Source organism: Leucobacter komagatae, assembly GCF_000834055.1.
In the GTDB taxonomy this organism is placed as follows: Bacteria; Actinomycetota; Actinomycetes; order Actinomycetales; family Microbacteriaceae; genus Leucobacter; species Leucobacter komagatae_A.
Genome location: NZ_JXSQ01000019.1, coordinates 1 through 22,987, shown reverse-complemented (window position 1 = coordinate 22,987; position 22,987 = coordinate 1). Strand labels below are relative to the sequence as shown.

Below are 22,987 nucleotides of genomic sequence, written 5' to 3'. Positions count from 1 at the left end.
CTCAGGGCTCACTGTCGGGCCACGGGCGCGGACTAAACCGTGGCGAAGCAAAGGGGGCCACGGGAAACCCCCGTGGCCCCCTGAGCTTGGTGCTACATCGAGAAGCGGCCCGCGTTGCGCGCGTCGCTCTGGTTGTAAGTCTGAGCGATCTGCTCAGTGCTTGCCGAGATGCGCTCGAGGAGCGACTGCATCTCGGTGAGCGACTGGGTCCACTTACGCTGCGCGGCATCGTAAGTGTTCTGCGCGTCGCCGCTCCAAGCTGCCCGGAGCTTACCGACCTCAGACTCGAGACGGTCGATCTCGGCGCGAATCTGCTGTGAGCCCTGGCGAATCTGAGCTGCGGATGCACTGACCTGTGCGGTCTGTACTGACATTGACTGCATAATCTAAAACCTTTCTACAACCGGTCTCGGCGGGCCGAAACTAGTTGCCACCCATCATTGCGCCGAGCCCTGAAATGGCCGACTGGTGCTCCTGCTCGGTGGCAGCCTGATCCTGCTCGGTGCCGCGCAGTGCGGTCTCGAGCTCGATGAGCACGTTGTTGAGCTTTACGGTCTCTGCGTCCCAGCGCGCCATGAGCTGGGTGAACGAGAGCGCAGCAGAGCCCGTCCAGAAACCGCGAAGCTGCTCGATCTCGCTGCGGACCTGCTTGGTGCGCTGGTCGATCCCTGACTTTGCCTCGGCGACGGCCTGCTGACCGCGGCGTAGGGCTCCTTCTTCTGCGGAGATGGTCTGTGCCAACTCAGCCTCCTTCGGATAACGCACCCTCGGGCGCGCGGTGGGGTGAATGTTCTGAGAAGACGAACCCGACGCCCCAAGCCAAAACCGAGGAGACAACGCTCGCCTACCCACCAACCTACGGCAGGGTTCCGCGAAGCACAAAGCCTAATCGCGTTGGTGTGCACAGATTTGCGGGGCGGTTGGGCGCCCACCCCTGAGCAGAAGCAGCTATGGCGCTGCGGGAGACAGGGCATAGGATCAATAGCGTTCGCCCGTATCCGCAAACCTTCGGAGAAGATGTTGCCAGCCTCAGCGCCCGCCGAACTCGACGCGATTGTGCGCGTCTCAGTGGTGCATGCCGAGCGCCGCGTCGACCTTGTTCTCCCCGGGCGGCTCCCGCTCGTTGAGGTACTCCCCGGTATCGCTCGCGGGCTTGGCGTACTCGACCCAACCGTGCTGCACGGCGGGTACCGACTTACTCGCGCAGACGGCAGCAGCCTCGACCCCACCCGTGGCGCACTCGCGCAGGGCATTGACCAGGGCGAGATTCTCACGCTCGCGCTCGGCGGCCTGGTTGCGGCCCCCAAGCAGTATGACGATCTCGTTGAGGCTGTCATCGACGCGACCTCCGCGCACCACGCGGCGTGGAAGCCCGAAGATGCGGCCCGCACCGCTACCGCCGTGAGCCTCACGTTGCTCGGGCTCAGCGCGATCCTGCTCGCCCTGCAGCCACGCACCGGTCTCACCTCCGCGGTGATCGCCGGCGTCGGTTCCGCGGTGTTACTCGCGCTCGCTGCGACGCTGAGCCGCCTGCGGCAGCACGAGTCGGGCGTCGCGTTCGGTATCGCCGCCGCCGCATTTGGCGCGCTCAGCGGCTACCTCTTTGCGCCGCAGGGCGCAGATCTCTGGGGTTACCCGCTTGCGCTCGCCGGTGTCGGCGCGATCGCTGCCGGCGGCACCGCGATGCTCACTGTTAAACCTCCCGTAGAAATGTTCTCCCTACCCATTGCGTTCGGCGTGATTATCGCGCTGCCAGCGAGCGTGGTCGGCGTCACCGACATCGCCCCGGCTGGGCCGTACGCGATCATGGTCGCTGTTGCCGCAATGGTCGCCGGCGCGCTGCCGTGGCTGACCCTCAGCAGCACCCGCGTGCGCGTGGTGTCGCCGACGAGCGAGACCGAGATGTTTGCGCCGCCGCCACCGATCGACGGCGACCGCGTGAAGGCGCGCATCAGCGCGGGGCACCGGCTGCTCGTGGCCGTGCGCGTAGCATTCGCGCTCGCGGTGCTCGTTGCGACCCCCGTCGTTGCCGCCGGAAACTGGATGGGCACGATCCTCACGGTCGCGGCCGGTGCGACGCTCATGTTCCAGTCACGCCAGTCCGCGCGGCGCGCCTCAGTGTTGGTGCTGCTCATTGGCGGCACGGCGATCATGGCGGTCAGCGGCCTCGCCGCGATCCTCAGCCACCCAGACGAAGCCCCCATGCTGCTCATCGTGCTGCTCGCGGCGACCGGCATCATCACCGGGCTGACACTGCTGAGCGACCGGGTGCGCATGCGGCTCACGCGGGTCGGCGACGCCATTGAGGTCATTCTGCTCGCGCTGCTGCTGCCACTCTCCGTGATCGCCGCAGGGATCGCGTAACCGTGGCAACCAAGAAAGACCTCATCGAGGCGCAGGCATTCAGCCGCAACCGGCTCCTCTCAGCGTTCATTGGCGGGGCGCCCGGCGGCAAAGAGCTCGAGCCCGCAAAACCGCTGCGCGCCGTGTTCGGGGGAATCGCCCTCACCGCCATGGTCATTCTCGCCGGTGTCTTCATCGGCCTGCTCCGCCCGGGCCTGCCCGGCGGTTGGGAGAACAACCGCCTCGTCGTCGCCCGCGACACCGGCGCACGCTACGTCAGCGTCGAGGGCACACTGCACCCGGTGATCAACACCGTCAGCGCCCGCGTACTCATTCCGGCAGACGAGTTCGCGGTCGTGAGTGTGAATCAGTCGTCGCTGGCAGGGATCCCGATCGGCGGCACCATCGGAATTCTCGGGGGCCCAGACACCCTCCCTGCGGCGAAGGATCTCGACGGCCGCAACTGGCTGTCATGCGGGACCCATGAAAACACCGAGGTGTGGCTCGGCGGCCAGAACCGCACTGCGGCCCCTGCCGGCGTCGGTTCGGTCGTCACCCGCGACGGCGAGATGTTCGTCATCGGCGACGGTGTGAGCTACGCAATCCCGGCCGGGCAAGAAACTGCTGTGCTGCGCGCAATCGGCCTCGAAAGCGTCACGCCCCAGCCCGTGCGGGGCGACTGGCTCGCCCTGTTCGAAACCGGCAAGGAACTCGCTCCGCTCAAGTTCGCAGGCGCCGGCGCCGCCGTTGCCGGCCAAGACCTGCCCGCTGGCAGCGTGATCCGCCCCACCGGGAGCCCCGAAGACGAGCGCTACATCCTGACCGCCGAGGGCGCACTCGCCCCACTATCGCCGCTCGCGCACCGCCTGTACCTGCTCGGCAGTGGCGGCGATGGGCTTGGCACGCCAGCCGAGATCAGCCCTGCCGCGATCGCACAGCTGCCGACCGTTCAGCGCGCGGGCGGCGAGGACTGGCCGGAGGATACGCTCGCGCCGAGCGCAGCCACCGGAGCCCCGTGCGCGACTCTCGCGGGGCCCGCAACCGATCAGCACACAACACTCGCTCGGGAGTCTCGGCCCGTCGCGGGGGTCGCCCCCGTCGCAGGCGGCGCAACCGTGCACGTGCCGGAGAACGTCGGCGCGCTCGTGCGCGGCGGCAAGACCGGTTCCCTCGTGCTCATCGATTCGACGGGCACGGCCTATCAGCTACCCGGCGGCGTTGGGGTAAACGCGAAGCAGCTCGGCTACACGGCGAAGAACGTGACGACGGTGCCGGCAGGCTGGGTGCGGCTACTCCCCGCGGGCCCAGAGCTCACGCCCGAGGCCGCTGGAGCCACACCGGAGAGCCCGTGACGGGCAAGCGTGTGTTCGTGCGTTCCGGGGCTGCACAGCTCGGGGTCGGTGCCGCGCTCATCGCCGGCTTCGCGCTCGGCATGCTCGCGACGACCGCGCAACCCTCCGCTGCGGTCCCGACGGCAGACGCCGCAGCGCCCGAGGCCTGCTCGCCCGGTGCGGTGGCGCGCATTCCCGGGCCGCCGCCCGTGCTCGAGGCACTCAATGCGGCGCCCGGCACACTGCCGTACACGGGCAAGGGCGTGCTCGTCGCGGTCGTCGACTCCGGCGTCGACGGCACCCGCCCCCAGCTCGCCTCGGCGCTCGCCCCGGGGAGCCGCTCCCTCGTCAGCGACGACGCCAGGCCAGACGGCCTCGGCGACCCCTTCGGCCACGGCACCGCGGTGGCCGGCATCATCGCTGCCAGGCCCGAGAGCGGCTCCGGCGTGACCGGCATCGCCCCCGACGCGCAACTCGTCTCGATTCGGGTGTTCAGCAGCACCGACGAGCAGGCCAAGCGCGCGGGCACCGGCCCCGATGCCGAACGGCTCGCCGCCGGCATCAGAGATGCCACCGACCTCGGCGCCAAAATCATCGTCGTGGCGATGAGCGACGACCTTGACACCGCCGCGCTGCGCGCGGCAACCCAAGACGCGTACGCGCGCGGCTCGCTGGTTGTCGCGAGCGCCGGCAACCGCAGCACCACCGAGGTCACAACCGACAGCCCCCGCTACCCAGCGGCATACCCCGGCGCCCTCGCCGTCACCGCGGTGACGTTGTCTGGGCGCCCCACCGACGACTCGATTCACGGCAGCCACGTCGACGTTGCCGCGCCCGGCCAGAATGTGCTCACCACCGCAACCGGTGCCGGCGACTGCGTCTACGCCGGCGACGCACCCTCGTCGAGCTTCTCGACCGCCTACGCGGCGGGCGCCGCAGCGCTGCTCGCCGAGGCGTACCCGAACGAGGGCCCCGAGGGGTGGATGTATCGCCTGCAAGCAACCGCCGACCGCCCAAACCCCGACGGTCGCGACGATCTCATCGGCTGGGGCCGCATTTCGCCCGCCGCGGCACTGAGCCTGCGGCCCGACCGCACCACCCGGGGGCCGGCAAGCCCCTTCGCCGACACCAGCGGCTCGGCCGTCGCGCGCCCTCACACGCAGATCGCACGCAGCGAGACCGCCGAGCCGAACCCGGCGCCGGCGATCATCGGGGCTGCCGCGCTTGGCGGGCTCATCATTGTGCTCGCGCTTGTCGCTCAGCTCAGGCGGCGCCGGGCTGCCGCAGCGAACCCGCAGTCAGAGACAGCTGCCGGCGACGCGGGTGCAGCTGGCACTCAAGAGACCAGTGACGAAGACGACGACGATCCGTACGGGCCGCGGTAACGCTTGGTTAGGGGCGCAGGAGCTGAGTGAGCACCCACCACAGCCCAGCGCCTGCAACGACGGGCACCACGAAGGCACCAGCCCACGCGAGCGCGCTGAAGCGCCGGTTGAGCCTCGCGAGCGACGGCAGGGCCTCGCGCACCGCGACAGGAACGTCATAGCCGACTGGCGGCGACCCGAGGCTCCGCCCGAGTTCACCAGCGACACTGCGCTCCACGAACGCTTCGCTCCGCGCGCCGTACACGACGGGAATGCCGCCGCGGACTCCACCGCGCGGCAACGATGACTGCTCGACAGGGAACGGGGCTGCCGGCGCACGCCGCTTCGCATCCAGCGGGTTTTTAAACAGGAGCTTCGCGAGCTCGGGCGGGATCTCATCGGGCTCTTCCACCGGCGCTGCGACAGGAGCCCCGACGGGGGCACGCCTGCCAGCTACCGCGCCCGGCTTCGCGTGGGCGCCGTTGGCGGCACCCGGTCGCTGGGCCGCCGCGATCGTCGCCTCATCAGTGTGGCCTGGCCTGTCGGCGGCCGCCACAACAACGGTGGCGTCCTCCTGGGCTACGACGACCGTGGCATCGTCAACTTCGACGTCTTCGCTCGCGCCCTCTGCTGCACGCTTGCGAGCCTCGGTCTCGTCTTCGGTCATCGCGCAACTCCTCCGGCTGCACGGCGCCGCGGGACCGTCGCCGTCACGGTGTCATCGCCGTCGGTTTCGCCGACCGATGGGTGCTCGGAAGGCAAATGCCACGCGCGCCCGCCGCCGACGGTGTCGACGATGATCACGGTGACGTTGTCGCGGCCGCCCGCTTCGTTCGCGCGCCGCACGAGCTCCTCGGCAACTGCCTCGGCCCGGCCACCCATCGTGAGCGTCGCCCGGAGCTCCTCATCTTCGAGCTCCGTCGTCAGTCCGTCCGAACAGATCAGCAAGCGCGCACCCGTTTCGACGGGCAGCAGCCACGAGTCTGCCGTGGTGTCTGCAGATCCGAGCGCCCGGGTGATGATGTTGCGCGGGGGTCGGTTGCCAAGGAAGTTGGGCTCGACCTCGTCGCGCAGCGAGTGATCGACTGTGAGCTGCTGCAGCTCGGCCCCCCGGTGCAGGTACACGCGGGAGTCACCGACGTTGAGCACCAGCCAGGCGAGCTCGCCCTCGCTCTCGACGAGCACCGCTCCTGTGAGCGTGCAGCCAGCGCCCTTCTCCCGGCCGGAAGCGACGGCTGCGACCGCAACTCGCGCCGCGTCTAACGCGGCCGACACCTCGGGCACCGTCGACGGTCGACCCGGCGCGATGCGCTCGCCGAACGCCGCGATCGCTGCCTGGCTCGCGAGATCGCCTGCCTCGTGTCCGCCCATGCCATCTGCGACGAGGAACGATGGAGCGAGCGCAAGCGCCGAATCCTCGTTCACCGCGCGCCGCTGACCGACGTCGCTCATGACCGCAAAGTCAAGCTCCACGCCACGCATCATTTCGATGCCTCCTTCTGTCCGCGGCGACGCAACGCGTCGCGCACACTCGTCCACGTAAAGCTCCCAAACGAAGCAAACGAGAATCGCGCCCGAAGGCGCTGCCACACGCTACGATCATCCCATTGCTCAGCAACCCGAGCATCGACGATCTCCCAGAGCGTATCGGCTGTCTCCGCACTTATACCCTCGCGGGCGTAGACCGCCTGGTCAACCGTCCACGCGATCCAGTCGCCGCCGTCGACGCCGAGCTCCTGCATCGTCGCTGCCCTGCTGCCGGCCGAGGGCCGCCGGCCGCCGTCGCGGTAGGTGTCGAGCAGCTCATCCCACGCCGCGAGCGCACGCACCTCGGGTTCGGCGATCGCGCGCCTGCGCTGTGTGCGGGTGCGCTTCACGACCGGTACAAACAACAGCAGCAGCGCGAGCAATGCGACGCCGAGCAGCGTCAGCCCAATCAGGCGCAACACGGGCCACAGCGCGCTCAGCCCAGTCGGGTCGGTGTCACTGTTCTCACCGCTCTCCTGATTCGTCATGCCGACGGGTGGATCGCTTTCGCTGGCATCGCGATCCTCAGGCTGCGTCGGAAACTCGGGAAGCTGCTCGCCCTTCTGCAGCATCGTCGGGGGAATCGCGACCTGCGGCGACACATCGATGGGCGCCCAGACGCCGTCGGCTCCCGCCGTTTCCACCCAGGCGGCGACATGCTCGCCTGTGCACACGTCGGCGCAGGCGGGGATCCCAGGCACGCCATCGTCGGGCCCACCAAGGCGCACGCCGACAACGACCCGCGACTCGAAGCCCATCGCGCGCGCGATGAGCGCGGCGGCCGCCGCGAACTGCTCGTCATCGCCGATTCCGGCGACGAGCATCGCGGGCTTGCTGTCTTCGCCCGCCGCAAGCTGCTGCTCCGTGAGCTGCGAGAACACTTGCTCAACGCGCGACGAGGAGTGACCACCTGGGCTCGAGACAAAGCGAAGGCCCTGCTCGGCAGCGAGGTCGCGCAGCCACAGGTTCTCGCCGTCGCCGTCGGTGAGGGAGTGGCTGAGGTAGCCGCGCTCGCGCAGCCGGTCGACAGCGGCAGCGAGCCCCTCGCCGCTGTTCGGCAGCTCCTGAAGCTGCACCCACCGAGCGAGCTCTGGGTACTCCTCGAGGTCGATGAGCGCACCCTCGCTCGCCGGCTTCGTGTCGAGTGCGGCGTCTGGCGACGCGTCCATTGTCACGCGAAATCCATCTCCGGCGCGAAGCCCCGCCGCGGTGGGCACCGCGACTGCGCTGCCCGTGTCACGGTTGAGGTAGAAGCTGTCTTCGAGCGAGCCGGCGCGCGACCCTGAGAAGCTCGGCGGCTCAGCGAGCGGGGGTGCGATGGGCACCCACACGTCGGCGTAGCCCGCCCGAATCTCGACGCGAACACCGGCCGGGTTCGGCACCGCCCCACCGCTCGGGAAACGGGCGAAGCGCCCCGCCTGCGACCCAGCACCGACGGTGAAGTCAACGCCGTCATAGGCCGGCAACACCGCGAGCCGAAGGCGCGAAGGAAGTGCGCCGTCGTCGCCCGTGACGGCGAAGAGCTCGGCCTGCAGTGTGGCGTCGCGTTTCCACGCCCGGTACGCAGTGAGCGGGCTGACCGTGTCACGCACGACGAGCTCGGGGTCGATCGCATCGCGCGGCACCGTTCGGGCGCCCTGCGTCACGATCGGGGCGATCACGAGGGCCCCCGCGAGCGCAGCGGCGACGGTGAGCCCTGCGACAACGCCGCGCACGATCGTGTTCCGTCGCACGGCACCCCTGCCCGTCAGCGGGCGCGGATCGGCCGCTTCGCCTTCGGCCGAGGAATCAAGCATTGCGTCGGCCATGCGTCCGCGGCGGAGGGCCGCACGACGATCCCGGCCCGAGGACCACGCGACCCACGCGATGGCAGCGCTGAACGCGGCGATCCAGAGCGCAAGCTCGCGCGGCGCGGCGACCGTGATCCCTGCGATGTGGAGCGGCGCGCTTACCGCGGACGAACCGAACACTGTGCCAAACATGACGGGCAGCACGAACCCGAGCGCGGCGAACGGCGCCCACCGGCCGCCGCGCAGCATGAGAGCGGCTGATCCGGCGACAGACACACAGACCACGAGCAGGAACGGCACGAGCACCGTCTGGTAGCTCCCCAGCGGCAGCGACAGCGTGAGCAGCTGCTTCCAGCCGAGGGCGACGGCCGCGAGCCCATCGCCCAAACCGCGCAGCCACCCGAGGGGGCCGCCTGCGAGGGCGCTCGGCACCCCGAGCGGGAGCACCATCACGAGAAACGCGACAGCGAGGGCGACGAGCGTCATCGCGCCCCAGCGGAACCGCACTCCCAGCCATACGATGGCAAACACACACACCGCTGCGAGTCCTGCGACTGTCCAGAGCCGAGCCGTCTCATAGATCGGCCACGCTGCGCACACCGCGAGCACCGGAATCGGAAGCAGGGTGAGTGCCGCGATGAGCAGCGCGACAAGTGTTGAGCCGCCCGATCGCGCTCGCGCGCCGCGCGCACGCACGCGCTCCGCACCGGCGTTCATACGAGCCCCCCGCGCAGGAGCAGCTGCGGCAGATCGCCAAGCTCACCGACAGTGAGCAGCCACGTGCCGTCAACGAGCTGCGCGCTCGGATCGGCAAGTTGCTCGCACCGCACAGCGATGACGGCGACGTCGGGCGGGAACGCGACGGCAGCCCGGCGCAACCGCGAAGGATCAGGCACCGAGCCCGTGACGATCGTGACGACCGAGAGCGGCCTGCGCGACTCCGCGAGGGCTCGTGTCAGCCTCTCGATGGGCCGCGGCTCCTCCGCTCCCTCGAGCTCGGCCCAGGCGTCGAGCAGTTGCTGCGGCGTGGTTGACGGAAGCTCTTCGAGGCCGTCGATACTCGGGCGGATCCGCCCGGGTGACCACGCGGACGCGATGAACCGCTCGCGGCCCTCGTGCACCGCCTTCGCAGCAACCGAGGCCGCAACGCTTACGCCAAGCTCGAACTCCTCGTCGCTCGCGTATTCATCACGGTTCGCATCGAACAGCACGGCGGCGCGAGCCGTCTGCGACTCCTCATACTGGCGCACCATGAGCGTGCCCGTCTTCGCAGTCGACTTCCAGTGCACATGCCTGAACGCGTCGCCGCGCACATACTCGCGCACCGCGTGAAACGACAGGTCGGAGTCGGTGAGCCGCCTGCTCGCCGTTCCCTCAAGGTCGCGGACGAGGCCCGCGGAGCCCTGCGGCAGCAGCACCGTTCGCGGGTGCACGTAGACAAGGTGCTTGTCGCGCCAGGTGACCTCGCGGTGAAACAGGTTCAGGGGGTCGCGCCGTGCGAGGGTGATCGGCCCCACCTCAACGATGCCGCGCCGATCCGCCGCGATCGGTACGGGGATGACCGTGCGGCCGCGCCCCGCGATGAACGGCACAGGGACCTCGCGCAGCGCGTCGCCAACCGGCAGTTCTGCCGTCGCGGGCAGCGCGGGCCGCACGCCCGCGTTCTCAACATCGATACCCAGATGTACCGCACCCCCAACGACGACGCGCTTGCGGTCGATCTCGAGCCGGATGAGGTACGCCCTGCTGCCGATGAGGAAGGGCAGCGCGACGACGAGCAGCACCGCCGCAGCAATCGCAACGAACCACGCCTCAACCCAGCCGAGCGTCGCACCGAGGATCACCGAAACCAGCAGCACCGCGAGCACACACCAGCCGGTCGGCGTGACCGTCTGGAGCCATCGCCGCCAGGTGCGAAGCAACCGCCGCCTGTTGCGCCGCCACCACCTGCGCGCACGCGTGCGCTGGGTGCGCACCCGGCCAGTGCCGGTCTCACCCCAACGCGTCGTGCCGTAGGTACGGCTCCCGGTTCCGGTTCCCCAGTCGGGAGCCCGGGAAGTATCGTGGCTCACGCGGTGCCGTTCTCCTGCGGGACGGGAATGTCGAGGAGCACCCGGCCAACAACGTCGAGCGCCGTCACACCGTCAAACTCAGCCTCTGGCTCGAGCACGATACGGTGCGCAAGCGTCGCAAGCGCGAGATCGCGGATGTCGTCGGGGACCACGTAGTGACGGCCGTTCGCCGCCGCCCACGCGCTCGCGATCCGCACAAGCGCGATCGCGCCGCGCACACTCGCGCCGAGACGCACGTCGGTCGCCCTGCGCGTCGCCTCGACGATGCGCACGGCGTAGTCAGCGACGAGCGGGCTGACGTGCACGCGCTGCACGAGGGCCTGGGCCTGCGCGATCATCTCGGTCGTGACGACCGGTTTGATGACTGTTGCGCGGCCCTGATCGCCGAGGAGGATCCGTGCCATCGCCGCATCGTCGGGGTAGCCAACCGATGTTTTGATCATGAAACGGTCAAGCTGCGCCTCGGGCAGGCGGTAGGTTCCCGCCTGCTCGACGGGGTTCTGCGTCGCGATGACGAGAAATGGCGTACCGACGTCGTGGCTCGTGCCGTCGACGGTGACGTGCCCCTCCTCCATGACCTCAAGCAACGCCGACTGTGTCTTCGGGCTCGCACGGTTAATCTCGTCGGCAAGCACAACGTTTGCAAAGATTGGGCCCGCGTGAAACTCAAACACCCCGGCCCGCTGGTCGAAAACGGAGACACCGGTCACGTCGCCAGGCAGCAGATCCGGGGTGAACTGGATGCGCGTCGACGTGCCCTGAATGACCTGCCCGAGGGCGCGGGCGAGTGCCGTCTTGCCCGTTCCAGGGACGTCCTCTAGCAGCACGTGTCCACCGCCGAGCACGCTGGCCAGCACCAGCTCGATCACGCGACGCTTGCCGTGGATGACCTGCTCGATCGCGCTCGCGCTCGCGTTGAACACCTGCGCGACCCACTGCGCCTGCTCGGCGGTCATCGCCTGCGACGTTTCGGTCTTGGAAGAGGTTTCGCTGATCATGGTGTCCTTCGGTGGATCCGGGCCTGTCGGCCCTTGGCTGGTGAGGTTAGGGACCGGGTGTGGCGGTGCCGGCTGTTCCTGGGTTGGGAGTGCCTGGGTCGGGCTGCTGGTTGGGCTCCCCGGGTTGCGCGCAGGCCTTGCCCTGAAGCACAAGCGGGTCAAGCGTGGAGAAGAGGTATCCCCAGGTGATCGTCACCTTGCCCGTGTCATCACCGACGACAGTCGCGAAATCTCTCGCGGCCGCCGAGATGTTCACAATCGACTTCGCATCGCCAACGGGCACACACGTGTCCGTGAGCTCGGCCCTCACGATCGTCGGGGCCCCCTCCGGGGTGATCGGAGTCGGGTCTGAACACAGTTCCCCGTTGGTGCCAGGCACGCACTGTTTCACAGCGAGTTGCCCAACGTAGTCGAGACTGTGCACCGGTCCGTCGACTGGGTTCCCGTCGAGGAGGTACTGCAGCTCGAGTCCGCGCTGCGGCCTCGGCTTCGCTTCCCGGCTCATTCGGTATTCGCCGAGCGTGCCGCCGGTAACGACGGGCCTGTTGTTCACGGCGAACGTCAGCGGCCCTGCAATCGGGTCGATCCGGTCGCCGCGGAGGACGAGTGGCCTGCCGCTCACGACAGTGCTGCTTCCAACGCCGACGCTGTTCCGCACACACACCCGAACCGAGTAAACCTCCAAGTCGTTCAGCCCGGAGAACGTCTTCGAAGTCTCGCCCCCGTAGCCGCCAGAGTTGGCCGAACACTCAGCGGGGTTCGTGCCCTGTGGCACGGGCTGCGAGAACGAATACCTGAGGCTGCTCGGAGGAGCAAAGTTGCCGTTGGTGCCCGACTCGGCAACCGTCAGCTGCCCCTTCCCAGGAGAAGCGAGCTGCGGGGCTCCCGTCGTCGGCAACCCGACGACAGTCACCGAAGCGGTCGCCGGGTTTGCCTGTGGCACGGACCCGCCGCCCGGCGGCTCGAACCTGCTCAGCGCCACGACCGTGAGCGTCTGGTTCGGCCCGACACCGGCCGGCATGCGCGCAGGCGTCTGGTCGCGCCCAACAAACTCCCGCTGGGATCCACCGATCGTCGCAACGTATTTCGCGACGTCGGAGCCGCCCTGCAGGGTGAACTCGACCACACCGGTCGACGCCGTCACCTCCGCGCCACTCACGCTCCTCGGCTCGCCGATGGTCGGCGCATCCGGGTTCTTGTACGCCCACGCGGTCGCGGCAGAGCTCGGGTCAGACGACCCGACGCTGTTCACAGCCCGCGCCGTGAATGCATGCTGCGCGCCGTTTTCAAGTCCGCTCACAACGCACTGGTAGCTCGCCGGCCCGGTCGGGGTGCACGAGCTCGATCCCGCGCCAGACACCTCAACGCCGGTCACCGCCGGGTGCGCACTTTGCGCTGCACCCAGCTCGGCGACAAAGGTGACGCTGTTGCCAGAGTAGCTCTGCAGGCTCAGGCTGGCGGGCGCGCGCGGCACGCCCTGCGCGTCGAGTTCGATGCTGCCCTCGCCGATCCTGCCCTGCGCATCGCGCACCGTGAAGCCAACGGTGCAACGTCCGCCCGGCCCGCGGTTGTCGGGCCACGACACCGAGACACCGCGCTCGCTCGCCCGCGTGACCGTGCCGAACGTGCACGCCGCCCCGCTCACCGTCTCGAGTTGCAGCCCGCCGCCGCGCTTCCCTGCGAACGGGTCATACTCTCCTGAGGCACCGATCACGTCGATCGCGCAGTTCGAGCCGACCGTGCACGTCAGGTTGACGGTGCCACCGCGCGGCTGCTCACGCGGCGCATCGCCGACGCGCAGCGTGAGGGGTGCGAGGGATTCGCCCGCGCCCGACACTGAGACGCTGAGCCCTTCCTGGCTGCCCGGCGCGGCATCCGCGCGGGCGTCGATCGTCACACTCGAACCCGACTGCTGCACGTTGAACAGTGAACCGCCACCGGAGACGGCGAAGCGCAGCTTCGACACGTCACCCTCACGGTTTCCCTGCCACTGCACCATGTCGGTGAGATCGATCGTCTCGGCCCCGCCCGGTGGCACCGTGCGGGTCAGCGCGTTCAACTGCACAACGGGGGCGCGCGGCACAATCTCGACGGGGAGCGGGAGCATGGTCCAGCTCTTCTGACCGACCAGGCGCACGCTCACGAGACACGCATCATCCCACGGGGCTTCGCCGCCGGCAGCGTACCGGATGGTGTCCTGGGACACCGCCGAGCAGCTCGCCTGTCCCCTCCCAACGGGGAACGCGCGCTGCGCGAGCTCGACGCGGTCGCTCGCGGTCACGTCGAGGAACGAACGCAGGCTGGCGTCGACCGACTTGTTCTCGTCGACTGTCAGCGGCGCGAGGCCGGGCTTCAATGTGATGCGCAGCTCGTCGAGCGGCGGGATGATGAGGAAACCGAAGCTCGACACCTCAGTTCCCGACGGATCAAGGCCGGAAAGCTCGAACGCGACAAGGTCGCCGTCAGGGTTGTACTCACCGACGATCGAGTTGCCCGAGACGCGGTAACCGGAGCGGTTGCCCTCCCACAGCGAGAGCTTCAGCGACCCGGGATCACCCGCAGCCCACCGCACCTTGTCGGTGACAACGTCGACGCCGCCCTGCGCGAGCTCACTGCGCTCACGCACGTTGAGCACGGTGTCAGTCACCCGCGGAGCCTGCGCCCCAACGCGCTCGGAAGTCTGCGCGAGCAGCAGGCCCTCGGCCGTGCTCGATGACGCTGAAGACTTCACCGTGTAGCGGTACGAGACGGTGCCGAGCTCCTCGCCCGGAGCGATCGAAACAATGCCTTCCTTCAGCTTCGACAGATTCAGTCGGTTCTTCGCTCGTTTGAAGTCGGGGTTTGATTCGCCGCCCGGCAGGTTCGGAACAACGGAGAGGATCTTGAGCGTGCCATGCGCTGGGTCGATGTCGTTGTCGAGGGGACGTACCGCGACCTCGTCTGCTGAGCCGCGCACGAGCCGCACGTAGTCGCTCGAAGCGATCGGCGCGCCTGAATCCTGCGTCGCAGGGTTCACGATGATCCGCAGGGTGCCCGTACCCGTGCCGCCCTCGCCGTCGCGAACCGTGTAGCTCACGCTCGTCACACCGGGTTTCGCCTGCCCGGAGGCCGCGACCTCGATCGCGGTGCCTGTCGTCGCGAGGTTCGCGGTGAGCTGTGGATCAGAGATCGCGTCCACACCGATGAGTCGCACCCGGTCGCCATCGGGGTCAACCCCCGAGAGCGGAACGTCCACACGCGCACGCTCGCCGGCCGCCACGCGCGCGGTGACGGTCGCGGGCTGCGGATCCTGATTCGCGCCCCGCGGCACGACAGTAACAGTAACGCTGCCAACGTCGCCAGCCTCGGGGTTCGATGCGCCGTAGGTCGTGTAGCTCAGGCGATAGGTGCCCGCCTGCTGCGGGGCAAGATAACGGAGCGTGCTGCCCGAGGCGAACGCGAGCTCGCCCTCCGTTCCCGACCCGGTCACCTCGGGGTGCAGAATGAGGCGCTCTCCCGGCGCGGCAACATCGTTGTCGAGCACGCGGATATCGACGACCGCTCCTGCCCTGACAGTAGCGGAATCCGCGACCGCGACCGCGCCCTTCATGCCAGATTCCGGCACCTGGAATACCGTGAGCCTGCCTTGAGCGCCAGCGGCCCCCTCGGTGACAGTCACGTCGACCGCTCCAACGCGTCCCGGCCCGCCGTCCGGGGTGCTTCCGGCGACGCGCACCCGCGAGTGCTCGATCACGTCGGCTCGCACGTCTCCGTCAACAACGTTCACCGCCTCGACCGAAACGGCGCGCGATGAGCCGCCAGGGATCGCGTTGAGCACCTCTACCGTCGAATCAGCCAGCGGGCGCACGAATGCCCGCAACGGCGGCAACGTGAGCGGGGGCGAGCCAGGCGTAGCCGTCACCCGGATAAGGCCGGCGAACTCGTTGCCCGTGACAGTGTCACGCACACCGAGCGAGAGTAGTGCCTCGCCAGCGTCCGACGCGGTGACCTCCACCCTGCCATCAGCTGTCCGCGCAACCGCACTCACCCGCTCCGAGCCGCTCTGCACCGTCACGTCGACGAGCTGGAACGAACCCGAGCCACCCGCGACCCGTTCAAGCGGCTTCAGCAGGGTCGGGTCCCCCACCTTCACCGTCGTCGCCATCGCCTGGAACTCTGCGACCGCGCCCGGTTGCACCGACACCTGCAGGTCGCGCGTCTGCTCCGCGCCGTGCCCGTCACGCACCGTCAACCGCAGCATCAGCTCGGAGGCTCCGGCGTTCGCATCGGTGTGGCGCAGCGCGAGCCGACCATCGGCCGTGACGATCGCCGCAGCTGGATCCTCAACTCGAAGCGACTCGACCTCGGCGAGCATCATCGGATCCCCCTCTGGATCCACCCACCCCTCAAGAATCGGATAGACAAGCGTGCCACCCGGAGCGATTGGGGGGACCTCCCAGGCCCGCTGGCAGCCCTCAACCGGGCACCACTCGGGAGCGGTGTTCGTGCCCTCGGGCACCACCGTTAGCGTCACCGTCGCCGCCTCGGAGCTGAGCGCACCGTCAGACACCCTGTAGGTAAACGTCGCTGTGCCGGTTGCCCCCGATTGCGGGCGAACCATGAGCGACTGCCCATCAGGCATGAGCTCAACCACCCCGAACTCGCTCGGGAGCGGCGACTCACCGAGTGACTCAGGCACGATCGTGAGCACATCGCGCTTATTCGGGTCAAAATCGTTGAGCAGCACAGGCAGCGGTGCCGGCTCGCCCTTGCGCACGCCGAAGGAGTCATTGACGGCGGTCGGGGGGACCTGCTCGGTCACCTCCTCGACGACGACGGTTCCCTGGTCTTCCTTCGGCGGATCAGAAATCGTCCACTGCGAGAGCGGGATGAGCCTGCCCTCTGGAAGCGTCCACAGCATGCCTGTGCGCGCCTCACCCAGCACCGCCCTGTCGCCGTTTGTGTAGAACACGGGCGCGACCTCACCGAGATCACGCGCGGCCTCGTCGAAGCTCAGCTCACGCGTCGAAGCGTTCTCAGAGTCCCAGAGGGTGCCACCGTTCTGCCCAACCCACGCGGCATACCGCGTGCCGTCGACGCTGCTCGGCTGGGCCGGTGTTCCGCTCCCCTCAGCGATCCGCTCCGGCCCGCCCTGTGCGGGAACGCGCCACAGCCCCGAAACGTCTGCAACGAGCGCGGCAGTGCCGCCGCCGCTACCGCGCCCATCGCCTTCGCCGCTCGCCTGCAGTCTCGCCGCGCCGTCGAGTTCGAGCGCGACCTCACCGGCTCCCTGACGCCACAGGGTGCCAGACTCTGCGTCCAGCAGCACCCAGTCGCCCGAGACGAGGGCGAGCTGGGCACCGGCAAGCTCGGCCGCCGAGCTCGGGACCTTCTCAGCGCCGCCGACGAACTCGCCGCGCCGCAGGTCGAAACGCCAGATCGTGCCGTCACTCGCCGAGTAGATCGCCGCGATGCCGTCGGGCGACAGCGCAATCGCGTCAGCTCTCAGCCCCAACTGGTCGACGTCGGCGGCACCATCACCGGCACCATCGCCCTTCGCTTCGGCCTTGCTCGCGGCTTCCTCCGCCGCCTCTCGGGCCGCAGCGGCCTCCTCGGCAAGCGGATCGATCTGCTGCAGCGACTGGACCCTTGCCGCTAGCTCCTCAGGCGACAATGCCCCGGACGATGCGCCCTGCGCAAAACCCGTGCCGTCCCCTGCACCCGCGAGCGCAGCGTCCGCACCGAGCGCGCCAACGTACACGGCGCCCGCCTCGGTACGGAGCATGAGGTGGTCACCAGCCGCGAGCACCTCTCGGGTACCGTCGGGAAGCCGAACGGCCTCGGCCGCACCCTCGCCCTCGGTGCTCCCCGCAGTGCTCACTGTCGCACTGGCGTCAGCGTTCTCGCCCTCGGCGCCTTCCGCACCCTCGCCTTCCGCACCCTCGCCTTCCGCACCCTCGTCGCCCGCTTCGGCTTCGCCCGTCGACGCGGCCGAGTCAGAATCCGTGAAATCAACAGTCTGTGCCTGGTTCACGGGCCACGCGCGGCCGTTTCCGTTCGTGAGCACAAGGCTCTCCGCTCCGAGCTGCACGACCCCGCTCGGCTCCGACACCTTGCGCACCGTGTCGATCTCGCCTGTCTCGGTGTTCACCCTCGCGTACTGGCCTGCGTCGCGCGCAACCCACACGTTCGGCTCCTTGCGCGGAACCTCCTGCGCGTCAAAGCCGCTCGAGATGACCGCAACGGTGCCAATGAGCGCGGCGACGACGCCTCCCGCGATCCACCCGCGAGCCCGAATAAACCGGCCTCGCGCAGACTGATCCTTACTGCCACTCGGCCGCGGCTGGCCGCGCTCTGCCGCCTGTCGCACGCGGGCGGCACTCACCCGGCACCCCCGACGACCGCCCAGATGACCGCGCCAATCGCCGCGATCGCGGCAACCGCAATACCCGCACCGATCAGCCCTGCCCGCACGGGCGAGCTCGTCGGCCGATCGAGCACCAGGCCATCCTTATCCGTTCCGCGCAGCTGGGCGAGATGCTCCGCGCGGGCCTCGGCGCGCGAGACTCTCCCGAGGCTCGACACCACCGGCCCCCGGGTTCCCGCGGCGATCGCTTCGGTGCGGGGCAACCAGGCCTCCGAAACCACCTCGAGTGGGGTGACGTCGAAGCGATAGTGCCGTTGCAGTTCCTGCAGCGCCGCCCCAAACTCGGCCATCGACGCGAACCGATCCTCCGGCGCGCGGCGCAGCGCCCGCGACAGCACATCGTCGAGCGGCTCGTAGCCCTGCGCTCCAGGGATCGACGGGTAGATGGCCTTCGTGATCCTGTCGGACAGTTTCGACCGGGAATTCTGGGTTCGATCGGGCAGTTCAAACGGCGAACGTCCCGCCGCGAACGAATACAGCGTCGCCCCAAGCGACCACACCTCGCTCGACACCGATCCGCTCACCTTCAGCTGCAACACCTCGGGCGACGACCACGGGATCGACATCGCTACCTCGGCCTCCTCCGCCTGACCGCGCTGCGTCACATACGCGATACCAAAGTCGGCGAGAACGGGCTTACCCAGCGTCGTCAGCAACACGTTGGAGGGCTTAATGTCGCGGTGCAGCACACCGGCGCGATGCGCCGTCTCGAGCGCACCCGCGATCCGCACGCCCGCATCGAGCACGTCAGCGAGCGGGGCGGGCTTGCCCTTCGTGAGCGCCCCCATCGACGCAGGGCAGTATTCCATCGCGATGTAGGGAGAGCCATCGAGCGAAATGCTCGCCTGGTGGATCGTGACAATCGACGGATGGCTCGCGAGCCGCGCCATCACGTCTGCCTCGTCTTCAAAGACCTCGCGCAATCGCTGCGCGTCCGGTGAACCGTTGCCGCCATCGAGCACTTTCACCGCCACTACCCGTCGCGGCATGTCCTGTTCGTAGAGATACACGCGAGCGAATCCGCCAGAGCCCAGCGGTCGAACGTAGGAAAACCCCGGGATTCCCGGGGGTCGTAGCTGTCGCTGATCACCCATCACACGCCCCAAAGTGGCGTGCGCGCGCAACCAGATGAGAGGCGGCGGCGTGCATACAGCTATCCTACGCAGTGCCGCGGCCCTGCGCGCACACGACGTTGAGTTGTGCACAACTTATTTACCGGTGCGACGCCTCGGCTAGACGCAACGAGGCCCCCTCCGGTAACCCGGAGGGGGCCTCGTTGTGCGCCTGGGCGCGATGCCCAAGCGACGAAATTACATGCCCGAAACGTCGAGCGGGATGCCGGGACCGAAGGTGGTCGAGACGGCGCCCTTGATGACGTACTTGCCCTTAGCCGACGAAGGCTTCAGGCGGACAATCTCGTCGAGAACCGACGAAATGTTGTCGTTGAGCTGCTCAGCTGAGAACGAGGACTTGCCAACGATGAAGTGCACGTTGGAGTGCTTGTCAACGCGGAACTCGATCTTGCCGCCCTTGATCTCGGTGACAGCCTTAGCGGTGTCCATCGTGACCGTGCCGGTCTTCGGGTTCGGCATGAGGCCACGGGGGCCAAGCACCTTACCGAGACGACCGACCTTGCCCATGAGCTCGGGGGTCGCGACTGCCGAATCGAAGTCGGTGTAGCCAGCGGCTACCTTCTCGATGAGCTCGTCGCCGCCGACCTCGTCAGCGCCAGCGGCAATAGCTGCCTCAGCAGCTGCACCGTTCGCGAACACGATGACGCGTGCGGTCTTGCCGGTGCCGTGGGGGAGGTTCACGGTGCCGCGAACCATCTGATCGGCCTTGCGGGGATCGACGCCGAGCCGAACTGCGACCTCAACGGTCGAGTCGGTCTTTGCCGAACCTGTCTCCTTCGCGAGGGCAACTGCCTCGGCGGGAGTGTAGAACTTGTCTGCCTGAATCTTCTCGGCAGCGGCGCGGTACGCCTTCGACTTCTGTGCCATGTTCGTATCCCTACTCGACCGTGATGCCCATGGAGCGAGCGGTGCCCGCGATGATCTTCGACGCTGCGTCGATGTCGTTCGCGTTCAGATCAGCCTGCTTCTGCTCGGCGATCTGACGAACCTGCTCAGCAGTAACCTTCGCAACCTTAACGGTGTGCGGGGTGCCCGAGCCCTTCTGCACGCCAGCAGCCTTCTTGAGGAGCTCCGCCGCCGGCGGGGTCTTCAGGATGAAGGTGAACGAGCGATCCTCGTAGACAGTGATTTCAACGGGCACAACGTTGCCGCGCTGGGATTCCGTCGCAGCGTTGTACGCCTTGCAGAATTCCATGATGTTGACGCCGTGCTGACCCAGCGCAGGACCCACGGGGGGTGCCGGGTTGGCTGCGCCGGCTGCGATCTGAAGCTTAATCAGACCGGTAACCTTCTTGGCTTTTGCCATGATTGTTTCCTTTCGCCGAACGAGTGCGTTCGCACCCGTTCTCCCGCCTCGCCGGCCGTTCCGGCGCGCGGTGTTGTTGCATCAGCGATGGCTCGCAAACACAAACCTCAATAGCTTACCTGATCACAGGCATTTACGCACCTTGGGCTGTGTGGGGCGGAGGAGCTTTCGCCACTATCGCCTCGGTGAAACAACCCACAAATGACGAAAGCCCCGGAGCATAACTGCTCCGGGGCTTTCCAATAATTGTTCGGCGGTGTCCTACTCTCCCACGAGGTCCCCCTCGCAGTACCATCGGCGCTGTCAGCCTTAGCTTCCGGGTTCGGAATGTGACCGGGCGTTTCCCTGACGCTATAACCACCGAAACTCTATTGACAAACAACAACCCACCCAGACAAGCACCACACGGATGCACTTTCGGGGGTTGTGGCCGTACGTCAAGAACCACAAAGTAGACGCGAACATCGTTACATAACAGACTCATGCCCCACCACTAACAGGTGGGATAAAATCAAGTCATCGGCTTATTAGTACCAGTCAGCTCCACACGTTGCCGTGCTTCCACATCTGGCCTATCAACCCAGTAGTCTACTGGGAGCCTCACAGGGTTAAACCCTACGGAAATCTCATCTTGAGGCCGGCTTCCCGCTTAGATGCTTTCAGCGGTTATCCATCCCGAACGTAGCCAACCAGCCATGCCCTTGGCAGAACAACTGGCACACCAGAGGTTCGTCCAACCCGGTCCTCTCGTACTAGGGTCAGATCCTCTCAAATTTCCAACGCGCGCAGAGGATAGGGACCGAACTGTCTCACGACGTTCTAAACCCAGCTCGCGTACCGCTTTAATGGGCGAACAGCCCAACCCTTGGGACCGACTCCAGCCCCAGGATGCGACGAGCCGACATCGAGGTGCCAAACCATGCCGTCGATATGGACTCTTGGGCAAGATCAGCCTGTTATCCCCGAGGTACCTTTTATCCGTTGAGCGACAGCGCTTCCACAAGCCACTGCCGGATCACTAGTCCCGACTTTCGTCCCTGCTCGACCTGTCAGTCTCACAGTCAAGCTCCCTTGTGCACTTACACTCGCCACCTGATTACCAACCAGGTTGAGGGAACCTTTGGGCGCCTCCGTTACTTTTTAGGAGGCAACCGCCCCAGTTAAACTACCCACCAGGCACTGTCCGAAAACCCGATCAGGGTTCGTCGTTAGATATCCAATATGACCAGAGTGGTATTTCAACAATGACTCCACCAACACTAGCGTGCCAGCTTCACAGTCTCCCACCTATCCTACACAAGCCACACCGAACACCAATACCAAGCTGTAGTAAAGGTCACGGGGTCTTTCCGTCCTTCTGCGCGTAACGAGCATCTTTACTCGTACTGCAATTTCGCCGAGTTTATGGTGGAGACAGCTGGGGAATCGTTACGCCATTCGTGCAGGTCGGAACTTACCCGACAAGGAATTTCGCTACCTTAGGATGGTTATAGTTACCACCGCCGTTTACTGGGGCTTAAATTCACAGCTTCGCGTCCGAAGACACTAACCGCTCCTCTTAACCTTCCAGCACCGGGCAGGCGTCAGTCCGTATACGTCCACTTGCGTGTTAGCACGGACCTGTGTTTTTAGTAAACAGTCGTTCCCCACTGGTCTCTGCGGCCACCACACCCTTTCGGAGTAAATCCTAATAAGTGGATGGCCCCCCTTCTCCCGAAGTTACGGGGGCATTTTGCCGAGTTCCTTCACCATAATTATCTCGAGCTCCTTAGTATTCTCTACCTGACCACCTGTGTCGGTTTGGGGTACGGGCAACTAGCAACCTCACGTCGATGCTTTTCTTGGCAGCATAGGATCAATGACTTCCCCATACGGGTCCCCATCGCATCTCACCCTTATACGAGTCGCGGATTTGCCTACGACTCGGGCTACATGCTTAGCCCGGGACAACCATCGCCCGGGATCATCTACCTTCCTGCGTCACACCTCACGCTCACCACCCCAGTTCGGGTTCGCAGCCGCCACCCCACTTCACCCGAAGGATCCATGAAGCTTTGGTTTGCTTAGCACTACTAGTTAGGTCTTGAACGGTTACTAATCGGTACGGGAATATCAACCCGTTGTCCATCGACTACGCCTGTCGGCCTCGCCTTAGGTCCCGACTTACCCAGGGAAGATTAGCTTGACCCTGGAACCCTTGGTCTTCCGGAGGACGGGTTTCTCACCCGTCTTTCGCTACTCATGCCTGCATTCTCACTCGTGTGGCATCCACGGCTGGTTCACACCGCCGCTTCACTCGCCACACGACGCTCTCCTACCCATCCATACGGCTGGACCACGAAGGCCTACCTGTAATATGAATGCCACAACTTCGGTGGCGTGCTTGAGCCCCGTTACATTGTCGGCGCGGAATCACTTGACCAGTGAGCTATTACGCACTCTTTCAAGGGTGGCTGCTTCTAAGCCAACCTCCTGGTTGTCACAGCAACTCCACATCCTTTTCCACTTAGCACGCGCTTTGGGACCTTAGATGGTGATCTGGGTTGTTTCCCTCTCGACTATGAAGCTTATCCCCCACAGTCTCACTGCTGCGCTCTCACTTACCGGCATTCGGAGTTTAGCTGACGTCAGTAACCTTTTAGGGCCCATCGGCCATCCAGTAGCTCTACCTCCGGCAAGAAACACGCAACGCTGCACCTAAATGCAGGCATGAGTAG

14 protein-coding genes and 2 rRNA genes are annotated in these 22,987 nt (G+C 66.8%); 3 read left to right on the top strand and 13 right to left on the bottom strand.

The features are described from left to right. Positions 1 to 92: 92 nt before the first annotated feature. Positions 93 to 374 carry a WXG100 family type VII secretion target gene (locus SD72_RS12295; protein ID WP_084767186.1) on the bottom strand — a complete coding sequence of 94 codons (282 nt, stop codon included), beginning with the start codon at positions 372 to 374 and terminating at the stop codon, positions 93 to 95. Positions 375 to 423: 49 nt separating this feature from the next. Further along, entirely contained in the window at positions 424 to 741 is a 318-nt protein-coding gene (locus SD72_RS12290; RefSeq protein ID WP_042544759.1) for a WXG100 family type VII secretion target, read from the bottom strand. Between the two features lie 276 nt (positions 742 to 1,017). Here SD72_RS12290 and eccD point away from each other — a divergent pair, with 276 nt between their 5' ends. Genes eccD through SD72_RS17035 form a run of 3 tightly spaced genes read left to right on the top strand, consistent with a single transcriptional unit; the run spans position 1,018 to position 5,059 of the window. Beyond that, entirely contained in the window at positions 1,018 to 2,364 is a 1,347-nt protein-coding gene (eccD, locus tag SD72_RS12285) for a type VII secretion integral membrane protein EccD (protein ID WP_042544758.1), read from the top strand. A gap of 2 nt (positions 2,365 to 2,366) precedes the next feature. Beyond that, entirely contained in the window at positions 2,367 to 3,695 is a 1,329-nt protein-coding gene (gene eccB, locus SD72_RS12280) for a type VII secretion protein EccB (RefSeq protein WP_042544757.1), read from the top strand. After that, positions 3,692 to 5,059, top strand: a complete 1,368-nt coding sequence (locus SD72_RS17035; protein ID WP_052492660.1) for a S8 family serine peptidase — start codon at positions 3,692 to 3,694, stop codon at positions 5,057 to 5,059. Before eccB ends, SD72_RS17035 begins: the two co-directional genes overlap by 4 nt. Positions 5,060 to 5,066: 7 nt before the next feature. Here SD72_RS17035 and SD72_RS12270 read toward each other — a convergent pair whose 3' ends face one another. From SD72_RS12270 to SD72_RS17455, 11 genes are all read right to left on the bottom strand, one after another. Further along, positions 5,067 to 5,705 carry a hypothetical protein gene (locus tag SD72_RS12270; RefSeq protein ID WP_042544756.1) on the bottom strand — a complete coding sequence of 213 codons (639 nt, stop codon included), beginning with the start codon at positions 5,703 to 5,705 and terminating at the stop codon, positions 5,067 to 5,069. After that, positions 5,702 to 6,523 carry a PP2C family protein-serine/threonine phosphatase gene (locus SD72_RS12265; RefSeq protein WP_042544755.1) on the bottom strand — a complete coding sequence of 274 codons (822 nt, stop codon included), beginning with the start codon at positions 6,521 to 6,523 and terminating at the stop codon, positions 5,702 to 5,704. Before SD72_RS12265 ends, SD72_RS12270 begins: the two co-directional genes overlap by 4 nt. After that, a complete protein-coding gene (locus tag SD72_RS12260; protein ID WP_052492659.1) occupies positions 6,520 to 9,072 on the bottom strand; it encodes a transglutaminase domain-containing protein in 2,553 nt (850 codons plus the stop codon). Before SD72_RS12260 ends, SD72_RS12265 begins: the two co-directional genes overlap by 4 nt. Next, a complete protein-coding gene (locus SD72_RS12255; protein WP_042544754.1) occupies positions 9,069 to 10,427 on the bottom strand; it encodes a DUF58 domain-containing protein in 1,359 nt (452 codons plus the stop codon). Before SD72_RS12255 ends, SD72_RS12260 begins: the two co-directional genes overlap by 4 nt. Further along, positions 10,424 to 11,425, bottom strand: coding sequence for an AAA family ATPase (locus SD72_RS12250; protein WP_198141960.1), 1,002 nt, complete (start codon positions 11,423 to 11,425; stop codon positions 10,424 to 10,426). The genes SD72_RS12255 and SD72_RS12250 overlap by 4 nt, the downstream gene beginning before the upstream one ends. A 46-nt stretch (positions 11,426 to 11,471) precedes the next feature. Beyond that, the gene (locus tag SD72_RS12245; protein ID WP_052492658.1) at positions 11,472 to 17,789 is read right to left on the bottom strand and encodes an Ig-like domain-containing protein; all 6,318 of its coding nucleotides are present in this window, start codon (positions 17,787 to 17,789) and stop codon (positions 11,472 to 11,474) included. After that, positions 17,786 to 18,925, bottom strand: coding sequence for a serine/threonine-protein kinase (locus SD72_RS12240; RefSeq protein ID WP_042544753.1), 1,140 nt, complete (start codon positions 18,923 to 18,925; stop codon positions 17,786 to 17,788). Before SD72_RS12240 ends, SD72_RS12245 begins: the two co-directional genes overlap by 4 nt. Positions 18,926 to 19,141: 216 nt before the next feature. Then, positions 19,142 to 19,831: a 50S ribosomal protein L1 gene (gene rplA, locus SD72_RS12235; protein WP_042544752.1), complete on the bottom strand. Its 690-nt coding sequence runs from the start codon at positions 19,829 to 19,831 to the stop codon at positions 19,142 to 19,144. Positions 19,832 to 19,841: 10 nt separating this feature from the next. After that, positions 19,842 to 20,270 carry a 50S ribosomal protein L11 gene (rplK, locus tag SD72_RS12230; RefSeq protein WP_042544751.1) on the bottom strand — a complete coding sequence of 143 codons (429 nt, stop codon included), beginning with the start codon at positions 20,268 to 20,270 and terminating at the stop codon, positions 19,842 to 19,844. Between the two features lie 248 nt (positions 20,271 to 20,518). Then, a 5S ribosomal RNA gene (gene rrf, locus SD72_RS12225) occupies positions 20,519 to 20,635 on the bottom strand. Positions 20,636 to 20,777: 142 nt separating this feature from the next. Beyond that, positions 20,778 to 22,987, bottom strand: a 23S ribosomal RNA gene (locus SD72_RS17455); the annotation flags it as partial.